At 39.0% G+C, this 20,695-nt stretch carries 21 protein-coding genes; 5 read left to right on the top strand and 16 right to left on the bottom strand.

The window, feature by feature from the left end:
- Positions 1–9 precede the first annotated feature (9 nt).
- The 4 genes from cpdA to P375_RS02615 form a co-directional block, all read right to left on the bottom strand.
- Positions 10–837, bottom strand: a complete 828-nt coding sequence (gene cpdA, locus P375_RS02630; protein WP_039134045.1) for a 3',5'-cyclic-AMP phosphodiesterase — start codon at positions 835–837, stop codon at positions 10–12.
- Between the two features lie 140 nt (positions 838–977).
- Positions 978–1,610: an ADP-ribose diphosphatase gene (gene nudF, locus P375_RS02625; RefSeq protein WP_013746265.1), complete on the bottom strand. Its 633-nt coding sequence runs from the start codon at positions 1,608–1,610 to the stop codon at positions 978–980.
- A 10-nt stretch (positions 1,611–1,620) separates the two neighbouring features.
- Positions 1,621–2,052 (bottom strand): phosphate-starvation-inducible protein PsiE, encoded by a 432-nt coding sequence (gene psiE, locus P375_RS02620; RefSeq protein WP_013746266.1) that lies wholly within the window; start codon positions 2,050–2,052, stop codon positions 1,621–1,623.
- On the bottom strand, positions 2,052–2,666 hold the full coding sequence (locus P375_RS02615) for a 4'-phosphopantetheinyl transferase family protein (RefSeq protein ID WP_039134042.1): 615 nt from the start codon (positions 2,664–2,666) through the stop codon (positions 2,052–2,054). The genes psiE and P375_RS02615 overlap by 1 nt, the downstream gene beginning before the upstream one ends.
- 262 nt (positions 2,667–2,928) lie before the next feature.
- On the opposite strand from P375_RS02615, the gene leuS reads away from it, so the two are divergent.
- The 3 genes from leuS (at position 2,929) to holA (ending at position 7,174) form a co-directional block, all read left to right on the top strand.
- Complete coding sequence (gene leuS / locus P375_RS02610; RefSeq protein ID WP_039134040.1) at positions 2,929–5,511, top strand: leucine--tRNA ligase; 2,583 nt, start codon at positions 2,929–2,931, stop codon at positions 5,509–5,511.
- A 122-nt stretch (positions 5,512–5,633) separates the two neighbouring features.
- Positions 5,634–6,125: an LPS assembly lipoprotein LptE gene (gene lptE / locus P375_RS02605; protein ID WP_039134319.1), complete on the top strand. Its 492-nt coding sequence runs from the start codon at positions 5,634–5,636 to the stop codon at positions 6,123–6,125.
- An 11-nt stretch (positions 6,126–6,136) separates the two neighbouring features.
- Positions 6,137–7,174 (top strand): DNA polymerase III subunit delta, encoded by a 1,038-nt coding sequence (gene holA, locus P375_RS02600; protein ID WP_039134315.1) that lies wholly within the window; start codon positions 6,137–6,139, stop codon positions 7,172–7,174.
- On the opposite strand, the gene mutT is transcribed toward holA, so the two are convergent.
- The 3 genes from mutT to secM form a co-directional block, all read right to left on the bottom strand.
- Positions 7,171–7,578: an 8-oxo-dGTP diphosphatase MutT gene (gene mutT, locus P375_RS02595; protein ID WP_039134037.1), complete on the bottom strand. Its 408-nt coding sequence runs from the start codon at positions 7,576–7,578 to the stop codon at positions 7,171–7,173. The two genes, holA and mutT, sit on opposite strands and share 4 nt — an antisense overlap.
- A gap of 58 nt (positions 7,579–7,636) precedes the next feature.
- Positions 7,637–10,351 carry a preprotein translocase subunit SecA gene (gene secA / locus P375_RS02590; protein WP_039134034.1) on the bottom strand — a complete coding sequence of 905 codons (2,715 nt, stop codon included), beginning with the start codon at positions 10,349–10,351 and terminating at the stop codon, positions 7,637–7,639.
- 68 nt (positions 10,352–10,419) lie between these two features.
- On the bottom strand, positions 10,420–10,752 hold the full coding sequence (gene secM / locus P375_RS02585; RefSeq protein WP_039134031.1) for a secA translation cis-regulator SecM: 333 nt from the start codon (positions 10,750–10,752) through the stop codon (positions 10,420–10,422).
- Between the two features lie 90 nt (positions 10,753–10,842).
- On the opposite strand from secM, the gene P375_RS02580 reads away from it, so the two are divergent.
- Positions 10,843–11,184 (top strand): DciA family protein, encoded by a 342-nt coding sequence (locus tag P375_RS02580; protein ID WP_039134028.1) that lies wholly within the window; start codon positions 10,843–10,845, stop codon positions 11,182–11,184.
- Here P375_RS02580 and P375_RS02575 read toward each other — a convergent pair.
- From P375_RS02575 to P375_RS02545, 7 genes are all read right to left on the bottom strand, one after another.
- On the bottom strand, positions 11,144–12,043 hold the full coding sequence (locus tag P375_RS02575; protein WP_052121779.1) for a Dam family site-specific DNA-(adenine-N6)-methyltransferase: 900 nt from the start codon (positions 12,041–12,043) through the stop codon (positions 11,144–11,146). The genes P375_RS02580 and P375_RS02575 overlap by 41 nt on opposite strands.
- A gap of 3 nt (positions 12,044–12,046) precedes the next feature.
- Complete coding sequence (aroB, locus tag P375_RS02570; protein ID WP_039134025.1) at positions 12,047–13,138, bottom strand: 3-dehydroquinate synthase; 1,092 nt, start codon at positions 13,136–13,138, stop codon at positions 12,047–12,049.
- 34 nt (positions 13,139–13,172) lie between these two features.
- The gene (aroK, locus tag P375_RS02565) at positions 13,173–13,700 is read right to left on the bottom strand and encodes a shikimate kinase AroK (protein ID WP_013746277.1); all 528 of its coding nucleotides are present in this window, start codon (positions 13,698–13,700) and stop codon (positions 13,173–13,175) included.
- Between the two features lie 219 nt (positions 13,701–13,919).
- Complete coding sequence (gene pilQ, locus P375_RS02560; RefSeq protein WP_052121778.1) at positions 13,920–15,062, bottom strand: type IV pilus secretin PilQ; 1,143 nt, start codon at positions 15,060–15,062, stop codon at positions 13,920–13,922.
- Positions 15,062–15,592 (bottom strand): hypothetical protein, encoded by a 531-nt coding sequence (locus tag P375_RS02555; RefSeq protein WP_039134022.1) that lies wholly within the window; start codon positions 15,590–15,592, stop codon positions 15,062–15,064. The genes pilQ and P375_RS02555 overlap by 1 nt, the downstream gene beginning before the upstream one ends.
- Positions 15,592–16,146, bottom strand: a complete 555-nt coding sequence (locus P375_RS02550) for a hypothetical protein (RefSeq protein WP_039134019.1) — start codon at positions 16,144–16,146, stop codon at positions 15,592–15,594. Before P375_RS02550 ends, P375_RS02555 begins: the two co-directional genes overlap by 1 nt.
- On the bottom strand, positions 16,136–16,954 hold the full coding sequence (locus P375_RS02545) for a hypothetical protein (RefSeq protein ID WP_039134016.1): 819 nt from the start codon (positions 16,952–16,954) through the stop codon (positions 16,136–16,138). The genes P375_RS02550 and P375_RS02545 overlap by 11 nt, the downstream gene beginning before the upstream one ends.
- A 57-nt stretch (positions 16,955–17,011) precedes the next feature.
- Between P375_RS02545 and P375_RS02540 the strand changes: the two genes are divergently transcribed.
- A complete protein-coding gene (locus P375_RS02540; RefSeq protein WP_039134014.1) occupies positions 17,012–19,573 on the top strand; it encodes a penicillin-binding protein 1A in 2,562 nt (853 codons plus the stop codon).
- A gap of 180 nt (positions 19,574–19,753) precedes the next feature.
- Here the strand turns inward: P375_RS02540 and P375_RS12705 are convergent, their stop codons facing one another.
- Positions 19,754–19,933 carry a hypothetical protein gene (locus P375_RS12705; protein ID WP_231924858.1) on the bottom strand — a complete coding sequence of 60 codons (180 nt, stop codon included), beginning with the start codon at positions 19,931–19,933 and terminating at the stop codon, positions 19,754–19,756.
- A 12-nt stretch (positions 19,934–19,945) separates the two neighbouring features.
- Entirely contained in the window at positions 19,946–20,509 is a 564-nt protein-coding gene (locus tag P375_RS02535; RefSeq protein WP_245176411.1) for an RNA-guided endonuclease InsQ/TnpB family protein, read from the bottom strand.
- Positions 20,510–20,695: the final 186 nt, after the last annotated feature.

The following is a 20,695-nucleotide window of genomic DNA, read 5'->3' as shown; positions in this document are numbered from 1 at the left end:
CCATCAATGTTAATAGCCATTCATATTATCTTTCGGCAAAAAGACTTTATCTTTTATCCGATGAACTTGTGTTTCCAAACGTCCATCAGGATATAAACTGATTTCACGCCAGCCCGGTTGTAAATTATCCAACGTAAAATAAGCACAATCCGGTTTAAACTGGATACAGGTGGACGGCGTTGCAAACACAGGAATTCCTTGCCAAACCGCATTTACTTCTTGATGAATATGCCCATAAACAATCGCTTTAATTTTCTGATGTTTTGCCAACACTTCAGAAAAATCATATGGATTACGTAAATTATGCTGATCTAACCAAGCAGAATTTGTCGGCAAAAGATGGTGATGCAATACAATAAGTGTATTCCGATCCGGATAAAGAGATAATCTTTGTTCCAACCATTTTAACTCTTCTTCGCTCAACATTCCGTGCGGTACGCCATATAACTGACTATCCAACAGAATCACTTGCCAACTCTCGCCCAACAACAGATGTTTTTCCGGCTGAATAACGGCTTTATAAAGATCAAATACCGCTTCCATTTTCGGTTGGAAATCGTGGTTACCGGGAATCCAAAAGATTTTTTTGCCCAGCTGCACAATTTCTTTCACGAAACGGTGATAACCCGCTTCACTGTTATCCTGCACAAAATCCCCTGTTGCAAGAATATAATTGCTCTCAAATCCGGATTTTTTTATCTCACTCAACACCTGTCGAAAACTGTCAAAGGTATTAATACCTAATAATTCACCGTCTTCATCTGCAAACAGGTGAGGGTCCGTTACCTGGAGCAATTTTATTACACCAGCCGATTCGTCACGAAATAGATCTGACATAATGTCTCCTTTCATTAATTCAAATTACTATCTCTACTTTAGACAATTCCATAAAAAAGTCAGCAGCTAAATTATAAAAGTGTTAGTTTACGCACATTTTTTATTGTTTTTTATTCAGAAAATGCTCACTTGTTCACAAATTAACACCATTTCTGTTGCAATTTTTTATAGTTCAACTGCAACCACTGTAACCCAATCACAGCAACACCGTTATCAATTCTGCCTTGTTCCAACCATTGGTAAGCGGTGGCTCGGCTGACAACGTGTACGCGAATATCCTCATTTTCTTCCGCTAAACCGTGAATACCGCCCACTTTGGTTGAATCTACTTTGCCGGCAAAAAGATGAATGCGCTCCGCCATTCCACCCGGGCTATCCCAAAATTGCATAATCGGCATTACTTCAGTTAAATGCACGCCTGCCTCTTCTTCACTTTCACGAACAGCAACGCCTGCCGGCTGTTCTCCGGTTTCGATCATTCCCGCGACTAATTCCAATAACCAAGGTGATGATGGCGATTTCGGATCAATCGCACCAATCCGAACTTGCTCGACCAAAACAACATTATCCAGTTGCGGATCATAAAGTACGACGGCTGTTGCTTCATTTTTAGCAAGCAGTTCTCGCGTGACAATGCCGCTCATTTCTCCGGAAAAAAGTTTGTGACGAAATTTAACCCGTTTCATCGTATAAAAGCCTTTAAATACGACCTCATCACTGACAATTTCAATATCTTTTTGCCCATATTGTTGAATAAATTTATCGTCTGACATTTTTAATCTCCTAATTTTTCTTCTCTGCGACATTGGCTAAAAACAGTGCAATCACCATTAATAAAATCGCCGCTGCCACCGCCAATGTTCCCAGCGAACTCGAATGATCGACAATGATCAGCCTGATCATTGCCGTGATTCCGATATATAAAAAATAACGTAATGGGAAATGGAAGCCGGCGGTAAAATATTTCACAATCAGAGCTAAAAACTCAAAATAGAGAAAATAGACCACGATTCGTTCCGCCAACACATAGGCAATAGTGGTGTCACTTGCCTTCAACACAATAATCTGCCCCAATTCAAATGTCTGTTTGCCCAGTAAAATCACCAAAATTACCGACAATACCACCAAAGCAATATTTAAAATCCACTGCAATACGCCGGCAAATTTTCGCCCGAAAGCGTGTGGATCCAATTTATTTATTTGTTCTTCTGTCATTACAATTTCCTATTAATCACTCGATAACGTTTTAATTTTACCTTCTGTTGCAGCAAGGATGCGTTTTTTTCTTGCCAACAAAAACAGTGTGATATTGTGCCACTTCCTTGTACAAAGCAAGCTAAATAAAAAGGCAATTCCTGTGCAAAAAAAAGTTGCCCGTTTGGTGCCTCTTGGGTAAAAAAACAACTATTTTCCGGCTCAAACCGCACTTTTGAAATAGCACCGATTCCCCGCCCTTTCGCTTTTAAAATCGCCTCACGCGCACACCAAGTCAAATAAAAAGCCTCATCCTGCTTTTGCTGCGATTGCCACCACGCTATTTCTGTTTTTGAGGCATAATAATGCAATAAACGTTCAAAATTTCTTATCCTCAACGGATGCTCAATATCAATTGCCACCGACTCATTATGCACTCGTTGTACTAAAATCACTGCCACCCAATCCCCGGAATGGCTTAAATTAAAATCAAATTGCGGTGCATTAAAATGCGGTCTGCCCTGTTGATCCTTTTCAATTCCTTGAGCAAAAACCTGTTCTTGCCCAAGCTGCTGCAATAATTTCCATAATAAAAAATAACCGATTTTGCGCTGCCTTTGTTTATTAGGTGCCATTGAAGTGTGCTTAAAAATCGTGCTTAGATACGAGATCGGTGGCAAAAGGTGAAATGGATAAGATTGATGAATATTTCCCCAAACAACAAAAACCTGCGGCATAATGAAAGAGATGTGCATAAAACATAGTGCAAGTGTACTCAAATTCGGCGCCAATACCAATAATATTTCTATTAATTACCTAGATTTTAAGCTATTCTATACCACATTTTTTAATATCATTTTTCATTTCAAATTTCAGTACTCATAGGACAACTTTATTATGCAAGAACAATATCGTCCCGACTTAGTCGAGAGTCGTATTCAAAAATACTGGCAAGATAATAAAACCTTTAAAGTTCAACCCGATCCAAGCAAAGAAAAATATTACTGCTTATCAATGTTCCCTTATCCTTCCGGTCGTTTACATATGGGACACGTTCGTAATTATACTATCGGCGATGTTATCTCCCGTTATCAACGAATGAATGGCAAAAATGTATTACAGCCTATCGGTTGGGATGCTTTCGGTTTACCTGCAGAAAATGCAGCAATTAAAAATAAAGCAGCGCCGGCAACTTGGACTTACGATAATATCGAATATATGAAAAACCAACTGAAGATGTTGGGCTTCAGTTATGATTGGGATCGCGAAATTGCGACCTGTAAACCTCAATATTACAAATGGGAACAGTGGTTTTTCACTGAATTATATAAAAAAGGGTTAATTTATAAGAAAACCTCTACCGTTAACTGGTGTCCGAATGACCAAACCGTATTGGCAAATGAGCAGGTAAACGACGGTTGCTGCTGGCGCTGTGATACGCCGGTGGAACAAAAAGAGATCCCACAATGGTTTGTCAAAATTACCGATTATGCTGAACAACTTTTACAAGGATTGGATCAGTTGCCTGAATGGCCGGATCAAGTAAAAGCGATGCAGCGCAACTGGATTGGTCGTTCCGAAGGGGTTGAAATTACCTTTAAAATGCAAGATAGCGATGAAACCGTAACCGTTTATACTACCCGTCCGGATACATTCTACGGCGTGTCTTATCTTGCCGTGGCTGCCGGACATCCACTGGCGGAACAAGCCGCGAAAAACAATCCTGAATTAGCGCAATTTATCCAAGAATGCCGAAATACCAAAGTGGCAGAAGCGGAATTGGCGACAATGGAGAAAAAAGGGATGTTTACCGGTCGTTATGCGCTTCACCCGATTACCGGTGAGGCTGTGCCGGTTTGGATCGCTAATTTCGTTTTAATGCATTACGGTACCGGTGCGGTGATGGCTGTGCCGGCACACGATCAACGCGACTATGAATTTGCGCAAAAATATCATTTACCGTTAAAACCGGTGATTGCACCGCTTGACGGTTCAGAATTGGATCTATCCAAAGCCGCTTACACCGAACACGGTATTGCCATTAATTCCGCTGAATTCAATGGCTTAGATTTTGAACACGCTTTTAATGGCATTGCCGATAAATTGGAAGCGATGGGCGTGGGTAAACGCCAAGTGAACTATCGTTTACGCGATTGGGGGGTTTCTCGCCAACGCTATTGGGGAACACCAATCCCGATGCTCACCTTAGAAAACGGTGATGTTGTGCCGGTGCCACTAGCAGATTTGCCGGTCGAATTGCCGGAAGATGTGGTAATGGACGGAGTGCAAAGTCCGATTAAAGCCGATCCGAATTGGTCAAAAACCACTTACAACGGTCAACCTGCCTTGCGTGAAACCGATACCTTCGACACCTTTATGGAATCGTCTTGGTATTATGCTCGTTATACTTGTCCACAATATCAACAAGGTATGTTAAACAGCGAAGAAGCGAATTATTGGTTGCCGGTGGATCAGTATATCGGAGGTATTGAACACGCAACAATGCACCTGCTTTACTTCCGTTTTTATCATAAATTATTACGTGATGCCGGTTTGGTTGCTTGTGATGAGCCAGCAACTAAGCTTCTATGTCAAGGAATGGTGTTAGCTGATGCATTCTATTACACCTCAGAAACAAATGAACGCATTTGGGTATCACCAACCAAAGTGACTATTACTCGCGATGAAAAAGGTCGTATTATTAAAGCAGTTGATCCTGAAGGTCACGAGCTTGTTCACGCCGGTATGACAAAAATGTCTAAATCAAAAAATAACGGTATCGATCCGCAAGAAATGGTAGAAAAATATGGTGCGGATACAGTTCGTCTATTTATGATGTTTGCTTCTCCGGCAGAAATGACTTTAGAGTGGCAAGAATCCGGTGTCGAAGGTGCTAATCGTTTCTTACGCCGTTTGTGGAAGTTAACTTATGATTATTTACAGCAACCTGCCACCGTTGAGCTTGATCCGAAAGCGTTAAACACTGATCAAAAAGCTCTACGCCGTGATCTACATAAAACCATTGCCAAAGTCAGTGATGATATTGGTCGTCGTCAAACTTTCAACACCGCTATTGCTGCCATTATGGAGTTAATGAATAAACTCACTAAAGCACCATTAGCGCAAGAACAAGATCGTGCGGTAATGAAAGAGGCATTAAATGCCGTGATTAAAATGCTTTATCCAATCACACCGCATATCTGCTTACAATTATGGCAAGATCTTGGTAATCAAGATGTCATTGATTTTGCATCGTGGGTTGTAGCCGATCAGAAGGCGATGGTCGATGAAGAAAAATTGGTTGTAGTTCAGGTTAATGGTAAAGTTCGCGGAAAAATCACTGTTGCGGCAAGTGCTTCCGAAGAAGAGATCAAAACTGCGGCAATGGCAGATGAAAATGTACAAAAACACTTAGATGGTTTAAATATCATTAAAGTCATTTATGTTCCTGGCAAATTGCTCAGTTTCGTGGCTAAATAAAATGCTATTATTATCGTGCCGCCGCATTAAACGGCGGCATATTACAGCAATCTTAATACTGTAGTTGGGAAGTCTTTTAAAAACTCCCAACAGTTATTAAGATGTCAATGAATAAGGAAATTTTGATGAATAAACTAAAATATATTTTCACCTTGTCTGCGACATTATTACTCTCTTCTTGCGGTTTCCATTTTGCTAATGACCAACTTTCTCAAAAGCTTTTTAAAGAAATAAAACTCAGCAGCGGTGATAAATACAGCGATATTGCCATTGCAATGCGTAAGGAATTACGCACCCACGGTGTTACTTTGGTCGAAGAAGGAAATGTTCCGACATTAAAATTAAACGGTTCTACTAGCAGTGATGAAGTGGTGTCCGTCTTTAAACAAGGCCGTGAAGCGGAATCCTTACTTTCTTTATCCGTAAGTGCATCTTTGCAAATGCCGGATAAAAAGCAATATCCAATAGAAGTGCAAGTTTCGCGTACATTTTTTGACAACTCTCGTGCCGCATTAGCAAAAAATGCGGAACAGCAACTAATCCGTAATGATATGTACAAGCAGGCGGCACAACAAATTTTAATCAAAATGATCAGTATCCAACAACAATACTAATCTCAATTATGATAATACGGATCTTTGCCAACCAACTTGTCCACACATTGCAACAAAAAACCTATCCTGCATATTTGTTGGTTGGGCAAGATCCACTATTGATTGAAGAAAGCAAATATCACCTTTTTCAATTCGGCAAACAGCAAGGCGCAACACAAAAACAGGAAATCGTTATCGATAGTAATACTGATTGGGCAACACTCTTTACCGATCTACAAACTTTCGGTTTATTTTCACAACAACAGATTTTCCTTTTCACTTTGCCAGATAATATTAACGCCCAGTTACAACAGCAATTACAACAGCTAGTTTCTTTGTTGCATTCCGACATCATCGCTATTTTTCAAATCGCAAAACTGACCACGACCATTGAAAAGCAAGCGTGGTTCAAAACATTAGAACAGATCAAAACATTGCAGATTAATTGCCAAACACCCACTTTAGAACAGTTACCGCAATGGATTCAGCAACGTGCCAAGATGATGGAGTTAAGCATTGATAATGAGGCAATAGAACTTTTAGCTTATAATTATGAAAATAATTTAGCAGCATTAAAACAAACGTTACAGCTAATGCAACTACTTTATCCACAACAAAAAATTACACTAATAAATGCTGGGCAATGTATTGAGCAATCTTCTGTTTTTACGCCATTTCAATGGATTGATGCTATTTTGCAAGGCAAAAAATATCGCTGTATCCGCATTTTAGAACAGCTACAAAATGAAGGCGATATTCAGCCAGTAATGTTATTGCGTATTTTGCAAAAGGAATTACTCCTTTTATTACGGCTTGGCAGTGATGACAACATAAAAATTAAAAATACGCAACAAATGTTAAACTCCCAGTTGTTACGTCAAAAATTTGATCAATACAAAATTTGGAAAAACAGACGACCACTTTATAGTGCTGCCATCCAACGCTTAAATTATCATCGCTTATACGATGCCATTCAGCATTTAGCTGCCATCGAAAAAGCAATCAAACAACAGGGTGATGAAAACAGTTGGCAAGCATTACAACAACTTACCGTAAAACTTGCCACCTAATCAGCTTCTGTTTCAGCCAACAATCGTTGAATAATTTTCACATTTGCCGGTGGGAATTGCCCAACATCCAACTCTTTCTGTTCCAACCAAAAACCCTCTTGCCCTTCCCGACCAAAAGGCTCGCCAACCCATTCATCTACCAAATAAAAATAGAATGAGATTCTTTTAGTTGGATATTCAAATTCAAAGTGTTCATATAATTTTGCTTGTAATACAAAAATACCGATTTCTTCTTCCAACTCTCGTTTTAACGCCTGTTCCGGAGTTTCACCGTTATCCACTTTACCACCGGGGAATTCCCAAGACTGGGCAAAATCCTTTCCTTCTAACCTTTTAGTTAAATATATCTGTTTGAACTCATTACGAATGATGCCAGCTGATACTTTTACTAATGGTTTCTTCACCTTCAATTACCTCTTATAAGAATAAGGCTTCACTCTAAAAATGAAGCCTCACTATTATTTACTGGATACGTCCGTGACAATGTTTGTATTTTTTACCCGAACCACAAGGACAAGGTTCATTTCTACCGATTTTGCGTTTCGGATGAGAAAAATCACTCTCTGCCGCACTATTTTCCCCAGCATCCTCTCCACTGTGATACTGAATATGCGCTTGTTCAGCAGCTCGCTGTGCAGCATCCATTCTTGCTTTTTCAGCGGCTTCAATTTCCTCTTGAGTACGGACTTGAACTTTGGTCAAAATGCTAACGACATTGAACTTCAATGTTTCCAACATATCTGTAAACATTTGGAAAGACTCTTTCTTGTATTCCTGTTTCGGATCTTTTTGTGCATAACCGCGTAAATGAATTCCTTTACGTAAATGATCCATTGCAGCAAGATGCTCCTTCCATAACTCATCCAATGTCTGCAACATTACACCTTTTTCAAAATTACGCATCGTTTCCGCACCCACTAACGATTCTTTATTTTTATAATCATCTATAGCAATTTGAATAATGCGTTCACGCAAAGTTTCTTCGTGTAGATTATGATCTTCATCTAACCATTTAGCGATTGGCAAATCCATATTGAAATCTGACTTCAAGCGTTTTTCTAGTCCTTCTACATCCCAAAGTTCCTCTAAAGATTGAGGTGGAATATATTGATCGATAACGTGATTGAAAACATCTTCACGAATCACATCAATAGTTTCGGAAATATCATCATTTTCCAATAATTCATTACGTTGTGCATAAATGGCGTGGCGTTGATCATTAGCAACATCATCAAACTCAAGCAGATTTTTACGTCCATCAAAGTTATGTGCCTCCACTTTTGCTTGAGCAGAAGCAATCACTTTAGTCAACATTTTAGACTCCATCGCCTCACCCGGTTCAGAAAATGCTTTTCGCATTAAGTTCAACTTGCCTTCATTCAAGTAAATCCGCATTAACGCATCATCCAAAGAGAGATAGAAACGAGAAGAACCTGGATCTCCTTGTCGTCCAGAACGACCGCGCAACTGGTTGTCAATTCGACGAGATTCGTGACGTTCTGTACCAATAATATGCAAACCACCCGCTTTCATCACTATATCGTGACGTTCCTGCCACGCTTTTTTAATCTCTTCGATCTGTTCTTCAGTCGGATTTTCCAATTTTGCCACTTCCGCTTTCCAGTTACCGCCTAACACAATGTCGGTACCACGACCTGCCATATTGGTAGCAATAGTCACCGCTCCCGGATAACCGGCATCCGCAACAATTTCCGCTTCTTGGGCGTGGAATTTTGCATTCAACACATTATGTTTAATGCCCTCTTTTTTCAAAATATCAGATAACAATTCTGATTTTTCGATAGATACTGTCCCAACCAAAACTGGCTGCTGGCGAGCAACACAATCTTTAATATCTTCCACAATAGCTTGGAATTTATCCGCTTCATTTTTGAACATTAAATCTGTTCTATCATCACGAATCATTGGCTTATTTGTTGGAATAACAATGGTTTCCAAACCATAAATTTGTTGGAATTCAAAGGCTTCGGTGTCAGCTGTACCAGTCATTCCTGCCAATTTTTCATATAAACGGAAGTAGTTTTGGTAAGTAATGGATGCAACTGTTTGATTTTCACTTTGAATCTGAACCCCCTCTTTCGCTTCAATGGCTTGGTGCAAACCATCAGACCAACGACGTCCAGCCATTGTGCGTCCAGTGTGTTCATCAACAATGATCACTTCTCCATCTTTCACAATATAATCCACATCACGCTCGAATAAAGCGTGAGCACGCAACGCAGCATAAACGTGATGTAAAAGGGTAATTTTTGAAGGTGAATAGAGAGACTCGTCCTCTTTCATCAAACCGGCCTGTACCAGTAATTTTTCGATTTTAATTTGACCTCGTTCGGTCAAATAGGCCTGTTTATTTTTCAAATCAACGGTAAAATCACCATCGCCTTGGTACTCATCGCTATCCTCTTTATCCTGTTTAATTAATTGAGGGATTAATTTATTGATCGCGATATAGAGATCGGAACTGTCTTCTGCCTGTCCGGAAATAATTAATGGCGTACGTGCTTCATCAATCAAAATTGAGTCAACTTCATCGACCAACGCATAATATAGTGGACGTTGAAAACGTTCGTGCATTGTATGTGCCAGATTATCTCTTAAATAATCAAAACCTAATTCACTATTAGTAGCATAAGTGATATCCGCAGCATAAGCCGCGCGTTTCTCTTCAGGCAATAAACCGGGCACATTCACCGCTACTGTCATTCCTAAAAACTCAAAAAGTGGGCGGTTAGTTTCCGCATCACGTCGTGCAAGGTAATCATTAACGGTTACCACGTGTACGCCTTTACCAGTTAACGCATTAAGATAACAAGGCAATGTTGCAGTTAACGTTTTACCTTCCCCGGTACGCATTTCCGCAATACAGCGATTATTCAACACCATTCCGCCTATTAGCTGTACATCAAACGGACGCAAGCCCAAAACACGTTTACTCGCTTCACGCACGGTAGCAAAAGCTTCCGGCAGCAATTGTTCCAATGTTTCACCTTTTTCCAAACGATCACGAAACTCTGCTGTTTTTGCTTTTAGCTGCTCATCGGAAAGAGCTTCAAATTCAGGTTCTAATTTATTAATTAAATGCACACGCTTATTTAAGCGACGCAAAATACGGTCATTACGACTTCCAAAAAGTTTTCTTGCAATAGCTGATAACATAATAATTTCTTTTTCAAAATAGAATAAATACCTTACCGGTTACCTTTCACCGATACCTACATCATAAACTAAACTATTGGTTTAGGCCCGGCACGAATAAGAATTTGGTAACGATTAAGATGCTGAGGACGATTCTGCACCACCGAATATTGAACCGGTTGCATTCTACTTTTTTGCCGGATAACTTCTATTTGCTGCAACTGTTTTTTTAATGCAACAAACTGCAAATTTATCTGCTGTGATTCAATGCTAATAACAGATTGATTCGCTTCCGGTTGCAATGGAATAACCTGATTAGGCTGCTCGCTGTGAATCGGCAAAAACAGTAACGTTAGCAAACTTAGAATCAAGCGATGCCAGGCTGTTTTTTTTCCGATTTTCAATGAAAAAAGATAATTCACTACAATACCTAATAAAACTGGTTAAAATGGAAAAGATTATAAAATAGTTGCGTTATAATAGCATAAAATTCACTGACGGAAGGGACGGAAATGTCATTAAATGATAAGAAACAGATTAGAAATCAAAAAACATTGAATGTGAATGAAATTTTACAACACTCCTCGCTTTCTGGGCTGTTAGAGCAACACCAAAAACGACAACAATTTTATCGCAATATTGAACAATGCATTCCAACTCAATTCCGAGGACAGATCCGTATTGCTCAATATAATGAAGAAAAAATTTTATTTCACGTTGCCAATGGTAGTGTACGACAAGCATTATTACTTCAACAGGCTCAATTACTCCGCAATATCAACACTATTTGTCCTACCATCAATCAACTCGAATTCAAGGTAATTCCAACGATGCCGCTCTCATCTGCTGTTTAGCTTGCCATTTTTGCAACGCTTTTTGCTCAAAAACAGCGATCAACTCTTTCACTTTAATTCGTTTTTCTACAGAATGACTAATCGAACGTTGCACATTAACACGCTTAAACCTTGCCCCTTGATAAATACGGCGTGTAAAAACGGTATCGTGATTAGAGATCATCACCAGTGCATTATGCTGCTGGGCGGTCTGTTTCGATAACTCTGCCAACTCTTTTTGCTGAGTTAAACCGAAATCATTGCCGGCATAACGGGTAAAATTGCTTTCCTGCTTTATCGGTGCATAAGGCGGATCACAATAAATCACGCTATTTTCACTTGCTGCAGCAAATGTTTGCTGAAAAGAGGCACAAATAAACTCTGCTTTCTGTGCTTTTTCTGCAAAATAATGCAATTCCTTCTCCGGAAAATAGTGCTGTCTGTAACTGCCAAAGGGTACATTGAACTCATTTTCGCTGTTGTAACGACATAAGCCGTTAAAACCAAAACGATTTAAATAAAGGAAAATTATTGCTCGTAACCAACGGTCTTCACTTTGATTAAAAAGTGTTCTTAACTGATAATAACGTGTTGCCGTGTTTGCTTCGGGATGTATAAAAAGCGAACGACTCTCTTTGATATAAGTATTAACGTCCGCCTTCACAATATTAAAGAGATTGATCAAATCGGGATTAATATCCGCCAGTAAATAATGATCAAAATCACTATTTAAAAAGACGGTTCCTGCCCCGACAAAAGGTTCTATTAATTGCGTCTTTCCTTTCGGATAAAGACGCTTAATATCATCAATAACGCGATATTTACCACCTGCCCACTTCAGAAAAGAGCGGTATTTTGGCATCAGGATCTTTGACGGCATAAATTAATGCGGTTTAATGCAGTCTTGGATTGATTGCAACACTAGTGCTTTATCCACATCCGATGTTACATAAGCACTTCCCAGTGATTTTAATAAAATCAAACGAAGTTTTCCTGCCAACACTTTTTTGTCGCGCATCATATGCGGCAAATAGTCATCTGCCGTCATTTCATCCGGAGAGTGTACCGGCAAATCAACCTGTTGCAACAGATGTTGTAAACGTGAAATATCACCAACGGAAAGATCGTCTAAATGATGAGAAAGATATGCCGCCATCATCATTCCGGCAGCAACAGCTTCACCATGAAGCCATTTACCGTAACCAAGATGGGTTTCAATCGCGTGACCAAAAGTATGACCTAAATTAAGCAACGCTCTTTCACCTTGCTCAGTTTCATCTTTTGCTACGGTTAACGCTTTTAACTCACAGCAACGTTGAATGCAGTACTGCAAAGCACTCGGCTGCAACTGAATTAATTCATCAATATGCTGCTCCAACCAAACAAAGAAATCATAATCTAGAATCGCACCATATTTAATCACTTCTGCCAATCCGGCACTCACTTCTCTGCTCGGCAAAGTACTCAACGTATCTGTATCAATAATAACTTTACTTGGTTGATAAAATGCACCAATCATATTTTTACCAAGCTCGTGATTGACCGCTGTTTTGCCGCCAACAGAGGAATCCACTTGCGCCAATAGTGTGGTTGGAACCTGAATAAAACGAACACCACGTTGATACGAAGCTGCTGCATAACCGGCAATATCACCAATCACGCCACCGCCTAGTGCTAATATGGTAGTATCACGACCGTGTTTTGCTTCCAACAAAGTCGTGAAAATCTGATTTAAAGATGCCAATGTTTTATACTGCTCACCATCATTTAATAGCACTTCATCAACTACGCACCCTAGCTGTTGCAACGTATTTTTCACCGTAGTTAAATAAAATTTTGCAACAGTCGGATTGCTGACAATCATTACCTTATCGCCTGCTTTCAAAGGAGAATAATGGCTAGGATCGGATAATAATCCACTACCAATCGCAATCGGATAACGACGCTCTTTAAGTTCTACATATACATTGACCATTTTTCTATCCTTAATTCAAGCTACAAGCTATCGATTAGCCGGCAAAATTTTCTAATAAATCGATAATATTATTTGCCATTAATTTAGCACTTTGATCATCTGTCTGCAGGGTAATATCTGCAATTTCTTCATACAACGGCGTACGAATTTTAGCCAAATCTTCCAATACTTTACGCGGATCTTCCACACCCTGTAATAGAGGACGTTTTTTATCACGCAAAGTACGTTGATGTTGTTTTTCCACTGTAGTTTCTAAATAAATCACAATACCACGCGCTGAAAGATGATTGCGATTTTCTTTAGACATCACTGCACCGCCACCGGTCGATAAAACAATGCCTTGACGTTGAGTCAATTCATTAATAATGCGTTCTTCTCTTTTTCTGAACCCTTCTTCGCCCTCAACATCAAAAATCCAACCGATATCAGCACCTGCTCGCTGTTCAATTTCAGTATCAGAATCCACAAAATCCATACTTAGCAGTTGAGCAAGTTGACGACCAATCGTACTTTTCCCTGCTCCCATCGGGCCAATTAAAAAAATATTTCTTTTTTCCGCCATTTTTATCGTTCTTAAGGTTTAAAAATTATGAATAGTTTGATCTTTGAATATTGTAACACTCACACACAATGTTGTTTTTATTACAAAAGAAAAAGAATACCGAAGTATTCTTCATAATTACAACACTCAAAAGATCCCCTAGACCTCGAATGTTTATTGAGATAGTTCAATATTATCTCAAGAAATGGGATTATATTTCAACCTTGCATTGTATTTTTATCAAAGATTGTTTCCTTGTATAAAATCCTGTTTCCGCTTTTGATAATTTTCTATCGTTTCTTGAGAATTATGAATAATTCTTGGCGTAATAAAAATCACCAGTTCACGTTTCTGATGACGCTCCGATTTGCTACTAAATAACTTGCCTAATCCGGGAATATCCCCCAACAACGGTACTTTATTTTCACCTTTTCCGATCAGATCGTGAAAAATACCGCCCAACACCACCGTTTCTCCATCTCTCACCAACACTTGCGATTGCACTTCCTGTTTATCAATCGTTACCACTTGCCCGGCACCATAAGGAATACTCGCACCTGCCGAATTCTGTGTTACCACCAGATCCAGCGAAATCACGCCTTGATGCAGCACTTGTGGAGTCACTTCCAAACCCAATACTGCTTCTTTAAATTCAATATGAGTACGGCTGCTACGTTCTGTATCATCTTCGATAACATAAGGAATTTCAGAACCTTGCTTAATCGATGCCTTTCTTTGGTTAGATGTCAACAAATGTGGGCTGGCAATAATTTCCACATTATTTTCCTGTTCCAACGCTTTTAACTCTAAATCCAACAGCCGTCCGTGAATTTTCGCCACCTGTAATGCAATAGATGCAGCCTCCGAACTCGTTGAAAAATTAACATTTAAATGAGAACTTAAATTTTCCAAGCCAAAACTATCAAATTTAGCCGCCACTTTGTGAAAATTATCCGCATCACTAAACATTCCCCAACGAACGCCAAGCTCATTTAAACTTTCATTATTAATCGTCACTATACGTGCCTCTATGGCAATCTGCTTACCCGGTTTATCCAGTTGAGAAATTAACTGTTTAAATTTTTGTATCTGCTGTTTATCCCCTTTTACCAACAATAAATTGTTACTCGGCTCGACACTAAATCCGCTCAAACCAGACAAAAGCCCATTTCCGTTTTCATTAAAAATTTTATATAATTCATTCACTTGTATATATTTCACAGCAATTGCTTCAAATTCATCTGTTGAAGCCAAATTTTTATCCTCTATCAATTCAGGCATTATGTTCGCCTCTTCCGCAAAAAAAGGATCTGGTATCACTTTTTGGCTCCAACCGCTCAAGGAAATCATCATACAAACCATCAGTATTATGCCTTTCTTCATTAATGGAACTCCTCTGCAAATAACTGAATAGAAATATGTAATACACGCGGTAACATCGGATCACGCTCCAGCTTCACTGAAGAAACTGCCCATTCCGCTAAAATAGACTGAAACAACAAATCAAGATTCATAATAAATTGTTGAAATTCCATATAAATTTGTAATTCTACTTTCACTGTTTCATTATTATTAACTTGCATTTCAAAAGAAATATTTCCCATATCAGATGCGAACTGTGATAATTGCTGATGAAGATCGGATAATTTTTGCGTATTTTGTTTAGAACTTAAACGCTCACTCACACGTTTTTGCAATACTGTAAGTATCTGTTGCTGCTGATCTGTTTTTAAACGTAAATTAGCAATCTGTTGTGAAAAATCAGCTATCTGCTGCGAACGTTGCCAACTTTGCCACAAAGGATAAGCACAAATAAAAATAAAAAGAAACAGCCATCCACAAGCTAACCAATAATGCGGCAAATTTAAGCAATACCAATACACACCTTTTGGATATTTCGTACCAAGTTCCATCACTCCTCCTTGCTTTTACTAAAATCCAATTTGAAGCGATATAACTTCTGTTCGTCCGGTATCAATTCATTGGTTAAAAAAGTTATCGGATAGGGCCACTTTGCAAGCAGATGTTGTTGCAATGCATAAAATGATTGCTGCTCTATTTTTTCTCCGCTTAACATAAAAACAGTGTTGTTCCGCTGTTCTTGACTAAAAGGGTTAATCTCAATTCGTACCAAATTTAACAACGCACCGTTAAGTGGTAAATGCGACAAATTTGTCATAAAGAAGTTGATATCATCCAATGACAACTTCTCTAGTTTGACCTGATTACTGAGTATTTTTCGCTGGTGTAGCTGTTTATTTTCTATTTGTTGTAATTGTCGACTTAATTCCTGATATGAACTTTTTAATTGATTCAGTGAAAGCCGTTGTTGCCGTTCATATTGCAAACCAAAATACCAAATCGTTGCTGACAAGATAATTAACAACAACACTAATAGTAAAAGCCGACGTAATCTTTGCCGATACAATGGAGAGCGCCAATCTAATAAATTAATCTCATTTCGCACTGATATCTTCTCCCCATAATGCACATCCCAAACTTAAAAAAGCATACTGCGCTTTTGGCTCTAATAGTATGTAATTTTTCGGCAACTCAATTTGAGATAAGTTACTCTCTTTGGACTGTTCTTGATAAATCACCATTTTGGAAAAGCGATTAGCAAAACGTTCCTGAAAACGGCTCCAGCTTTGCTCCAACGAAGATTGGCTGACCACTATTTCTGTGTTTAACAACGAATACAGGATAAATATTGTCTGTTCAGAGCAATAACAATATAGCAATGTTTCTGTCTTATCTGGTTGAATTTCATAATAAAATGCTCGCAACAACACTCTAGGCAATACATCCAAAATATTCAGATCAAATTGTCGATACTTAGCCAGTTCCACTTCTGCATTTTTTTGTTTAACCACATAAAGATCTATCTGTTGTCCTTGATACACATAATCAAACCAGATCGGCATTCCATCGTTGGGTACGTCATTCTCCAACATTGAATAAACCTGTTGCGCAACCTCGTATTGTGTTAATGCTTGTGGGCAGAGATAACGTTTATGCCAAACTAAATGTATCGGTAACACGGAAATATAAAGTAAATGTTTTACTTCAATTTGGAACTGTTGGGAAAGCAGTTTTTCCAGCTGCATACGATCTTCAACTTTCCCACACACAACTTCACCATCTTGCTTAAAAAAAGAGTAGAAAAAACAATTATCTATAAAAATGATTCCGACTTTAACCAATTTTGAGGATACTTTTTTTCGTGGAGCAAAAGGAACTTTCATCGTATAATCAACATCCAATTTTACAAACATAAGCTCAATTTACTTTTTTTTCACTTATATCACATCAATACAGAGAGTCATTTTTCGATGAAGATCGCAAAATTAATATTTAGTTCTATTTTAACTGTATTTGTACTGGGCTGCGTTGCTTGCGGCTTATTTTACTTTCATATCAAATCACAACTTCCTGATGTCAGCGAATTAAAAAATGTTGAATTACAACAACCTATGCAAATTTTTACTGCTGACGGAAAACTGATTGGCGAAATTGGTGAACAACGCCGCATTCCGGTAACACTAGATAAAATTCCGCAACAGATGATCAATGCGGTTATCGCTACCGAAGATAGTCGTTTCTATGAACATCACGGATTAGACCCTATCGGCATTGCACGTGCGCTTAAAGTGGCAATCACTTCCGGCGGAGCTTCTCAAGGTGCCAGCACTATTACACAGCAAGTAGCACGGAACTTTTTCCTTACTCCGGAAAAAAAATTAATGCGTAAAATCAAAGAAGCCGTGCTTGCTATAGATATTGAAAATAATCTCAGCAAAGATGAAATTTTAGAACTCTATCTCAACAAAATTTATTTAGGTTATCGTGCTTATGGTGTTGCGGCGGCAGCACAGACCTATTTTGGCAAAAGCTTAGATCAACTTACACTTAGCGAAATGGCAATGCTTGCGGGTTTGCCCAAAGCGCCGTCAACAATGAATCCACTTTACTCCTTAAAACGAGCAACTGATCGTAGAAATGTTGTACTGGCACGAATGCTAGATGAAAAATATATTACTGAAGAACAGTACCAACAGGCACTCAAGGAACCGATTATCGCTAACTATCACGGTTCAAAACTTGAATTACACGCTGATTATGTGGTGGAAGCTGTACGTCAAGAAATGGTGAAATTATATGGCGAAGAACAAGCTTATACTAAAGGATATCAAGTATTTACGACCATTAACTCACAAGATCAAATAAATGCACAAAATGCATTGCGGAATAATCTTCTTGCCTATGATATGCGACACGGTTATCGCAAAAATGTAACTTTATGGAAAGCAAACGAAACAGCGTGGGATAAAGAACATATTATCGGCTTTTTGAATCAACAACCAAATGTGAAACCGTTACAGCCAGCAGTAGTTTTAGAAGTGAAAAACAATAAAGCACAGGTCTTACTTGCTAACGGCGAAAACATTACATTAGATCAAAATGCAGTTAAGTGGGCAGGATCACTCAATAAAATTCTACATAGTGGTGATATGATCTGGTTAATGCAAAACGACAAACAGCAATGGTTATTACGCCAAATTCCTTTGGCTAATTCCGGAATGGTTTCTTTAAATAGCACCAATGGTGCTATAGAAGCAATGGTTGGTGGTTTTAGTTTCGCAATCAGCAAATTTAATCGCGCCACTCAATCGATGGTTCAAGTTGGCTCTTCAATTAAACCATTTATTTATGCTGCCGCTTTAGACAAAGGACTGACTTTGGCAACCATTTTAAACGATGCTCCTATTACCTTACGAAAAGCAGGACAAGCACCTTGGCAACCAAAAAACTCACCGAATGTATTTAATGGCCCATTGCGTTTGCGTGTCGGGCTAGGCTTATCTAAAAATGTAATGATGGTTCGTGCCGTTAATATGGTCGGAATTGATTACATTGCTGATTATTTACAGCGTTTCGGCTTTCAAAAAAATCAATATGCTGCTACCGAAGCTTTAGCACTAGGTGCGGCTTCGTTCACTCCTTTAGAAATGGCTCGTGGTTACGCTGTTTTTGATAATGGTGGTTTCTTAATCGATCCTTATTTAATCCAATCGATTAAAGACAATAACGGTCAAGAAATTTTTACAGCGAAACCGAAAATTGCCTGTTTCCAATGTAGCGATAAACAAATCCCAGTCATCTATGGTGATGTTAAACCAATAGATTTTCTCTCCGTTAAAGTGGATAACTCGGCAACAGAAAATACTCCGCTCGATACTTCACTATCTAACCTTTCTGTTGATGAGGATAATAGCGAAGCCGTTCCAGATGTACCGGAATTAAATACTAACAATGTGCAATTAGAAAATGCACCAAGTTTATTGGGTAAAAATGAGTCTAAAGACAACCCTGCTCAAACAGAATATGCACCTCGTGTATTAAGCGGAAAATTAACCTTTTTAATTCGCAGTGCGTTAAATTCCGGCATTTACGGCGAGCCCGGCGGCGGTTGGGTTGGTACCAGTTGGCGGGCAAAATCAATTGGTCGTCCGGATATAGGTGGGAAAACTGGAACTACCAACAACTCAAAAGTGGCTTGGTATGTCGGTTTTGGTGCAGATTTAGTCACTTCCGTTTATATCGGTTTTGATGACAATAAATTTGACTTAGGGCGTGGCGAATCCGGCGGTAAATCAGCAATGCCAGCTTGGGTCGATTATATGACCAACGCATTAAAACCGTTGCCAGTACGTGAAGATCCTATGCCTGAAGGGGTGATTCAAAAACGAATTTCAATGCAAAACGGGATGTTGACCGACTCAGGTGGTAGAATAGAATATTTCATTGAAGGTACTGAACCAACACAATATTACGTGCCGGAACAAGGCAATAAAATCATCAATAGCAAAGGTGAAGTGAAAGAGTTGTTCTAAAAAGTTGTCCCCTCCCTAAAGGACGGGGATTCCTATTAGCTCCTACTGCAAGTAATAGACTACTCTCGGTGGGTTCTTGCTGCTGACCTATAATGAAGTTCACTTCACAAGCTCTACGAGCATGTCCTGCCCTGATATTTGATTATGCTTGGACAATTGTTCGCCCACGCTCCAATACATTTAACGCCCCAACCTCATCGGCGTTTTCTGTGTGACCGCATTCCACACACTCAAAATTGGCTTGCGTTTAACGATTTTATTTCGCCGTATGACCGCAACAAGGGTTGGTGCGGCTGGTATTTTGTAGTGCAATTTGGTGATTTTCGCCTTTAATTTCTGCCAATTTTGACTGAATTTCACTTTATTTTTCAGTCATTTTTGCAGTTTGGCTAATTTGCTTTTATAGGTTTTAAACTCATTCAACGGTTCAAAAAATTCCCCATTAGAAAGCGTGGTAAAATGTGCAACGTCCATATCAATACCAATCGTTCCACCCTGATGAGTCGGGATTTCGAGTTTAAATTCCGTTTGAATACTGAACAAAAAGCGTCCGCATTTCATTGAAGCGGTGACATTTTTCACTTCGCCCACCATTTCACGACTGTTGCGATAGAGAACCCAACCGATTTTCGGCAAATACAAGCGGTCGTTTTTCGACTCAATTTTGCAACCTTGCGGAAAACGGAAGCGTTCTTTCAAACCTTTTTTCTTAAATTTGGAAAAGTCTGCACGTTGTTGAAAGAAGTTTTTAAATGCACGTTCAAGTTTTTTTAAAGACTGTTGTAGTACTTGAGAATGGCATTCTTTAAGCCAACTTAGCTCTTTTCTCCATTGAGTGAGCAGAGCGGTTAGCTTTGAATAGATTAATTTAAAACGATTATCTTGTTCGTATTGTTCATTTTGCCAAGCCAATGCTCGATTGAAAAACGAGAACATCCACAGAACTGTTTAATTCTGCGACTTCACTCACCGTTTGGCATTATCTTGAACTTAAAGGCTTTGCGTAGTATGTATTCGTCAATACATCAAGCAACAGCAAAACACCCGATTAGTTAGGTCTAGTTAAGTTTAAAACAGCACAAGCTGTTGTTTGTGCCTTATATCTATGTCCTGAAGGAGGGA

It is taken from the genome of Gallibacterium genomosp. 2, from assembly GCF_000771895.1.
Classification (GTDB): Bacteria; Pseudomonadota; Gammaproteobacteria; order Enterobacterales; family Pasteurellaceae; genus Gallibacterium.
This window is presented reverse-complemented; position numbering and strand designations above follow the sequence as displayed.

Coding starts and splice junctions, on each gene's coding strand:
- P375_RS02580 (WP_039134028.1), top strand. CDS start 10,843: ATGTCATTAAATGATAAGAAACAGATTAGAAATCAAAAAACATTGAAT.
- pilQ (WP_052121778.1), bottom strand. CDS start 15,062: ATGAAGAAAGGCATAATACTGATGGTTTGTATGATGATTTCCTTGAGC.
- P375_RS02545 (WP_039134016.1), bottom strand. CDS start 16,954: ATGTTTGTAAAATTGGATGTTGATTATACGATGAAAGTTCCTTTTGCT.
- cpdA (WP_039134045.1), bottom strand. CDS start 837: ATGTCAGATCTATTTCGTGACGAATCGGCTGGTGTAATAAAATTGCTC.
- P375_RS02615 (WP_039134042.1), bottom strand. CDS start 2,666: ATGGCACCTAATAAACAAAGGCAGCGCAAAATCGGTTATTTTTTATTA.
- secA (WP_039134034.1), bottom strand. CDS start 10,351: ATGTTATCAGCTATTGCAAGAAAACTTTTTGGAAGTCGTAATGACCGT.
- leuS (WP_039134040.1), top strand. CDS start 2,929: ATGCAAGAACAATATCGTCCCGACTTAGTCGAGAGTCGTATTCAAAAA.
- aroK (WP_013746277.1), bottom strand. CDS start 13,700: ATGGCGGAAAAAAGAAATATTTTTTTAATTGGCCCGATGGGAGCAGGG.
- P375_RS02535 (WP_245176411.1), bottom strand. CDS start 20,509: ATGTTCTCGTTTTTCAATCGAGCATTGGCTTGGCAAAATGAACAATAC.
- psiE (WP_013746266.1), bottom strand. CDS start 2,052: ATGACAGAAGAACAAATAAATAAATTGGATCCACACGCTTTCGGGCGA.
- aroB (WP_039134025.1), bottom strand. CDS start 13,138: ATGGTCAATGTATATGTAGAACTTAAAGAGCGTCGTTATCCGATTGCG.
- P375_RS02575 (WP_052121779.1), bottom strand. CDS start 12,043: ATGCCGTCAAAGATCCTGATGCCAAAATACCGCTCTTTTCTGAAGTGG.
- P375_RS02540 (WP_039134014.1), top strand. CDS start 17,012: ATGAAGATCGCAAAATTAATATTTAGTTCTATTTTAACTGTATTTGTA.
- nudF (WP_013746265.1), bottom strand. CDS start 1,610: ATGTCAGACGATAAATTTATTCAACAATATGGGCAAAAAGATATTGAA.
- P375_RS02555 (WP_039134022.1), bottom strand. CDS start 15,592: ATGGAACTTGGTACGAAATATCCAAAAGGTGTGTATTGGTATTGCTTA.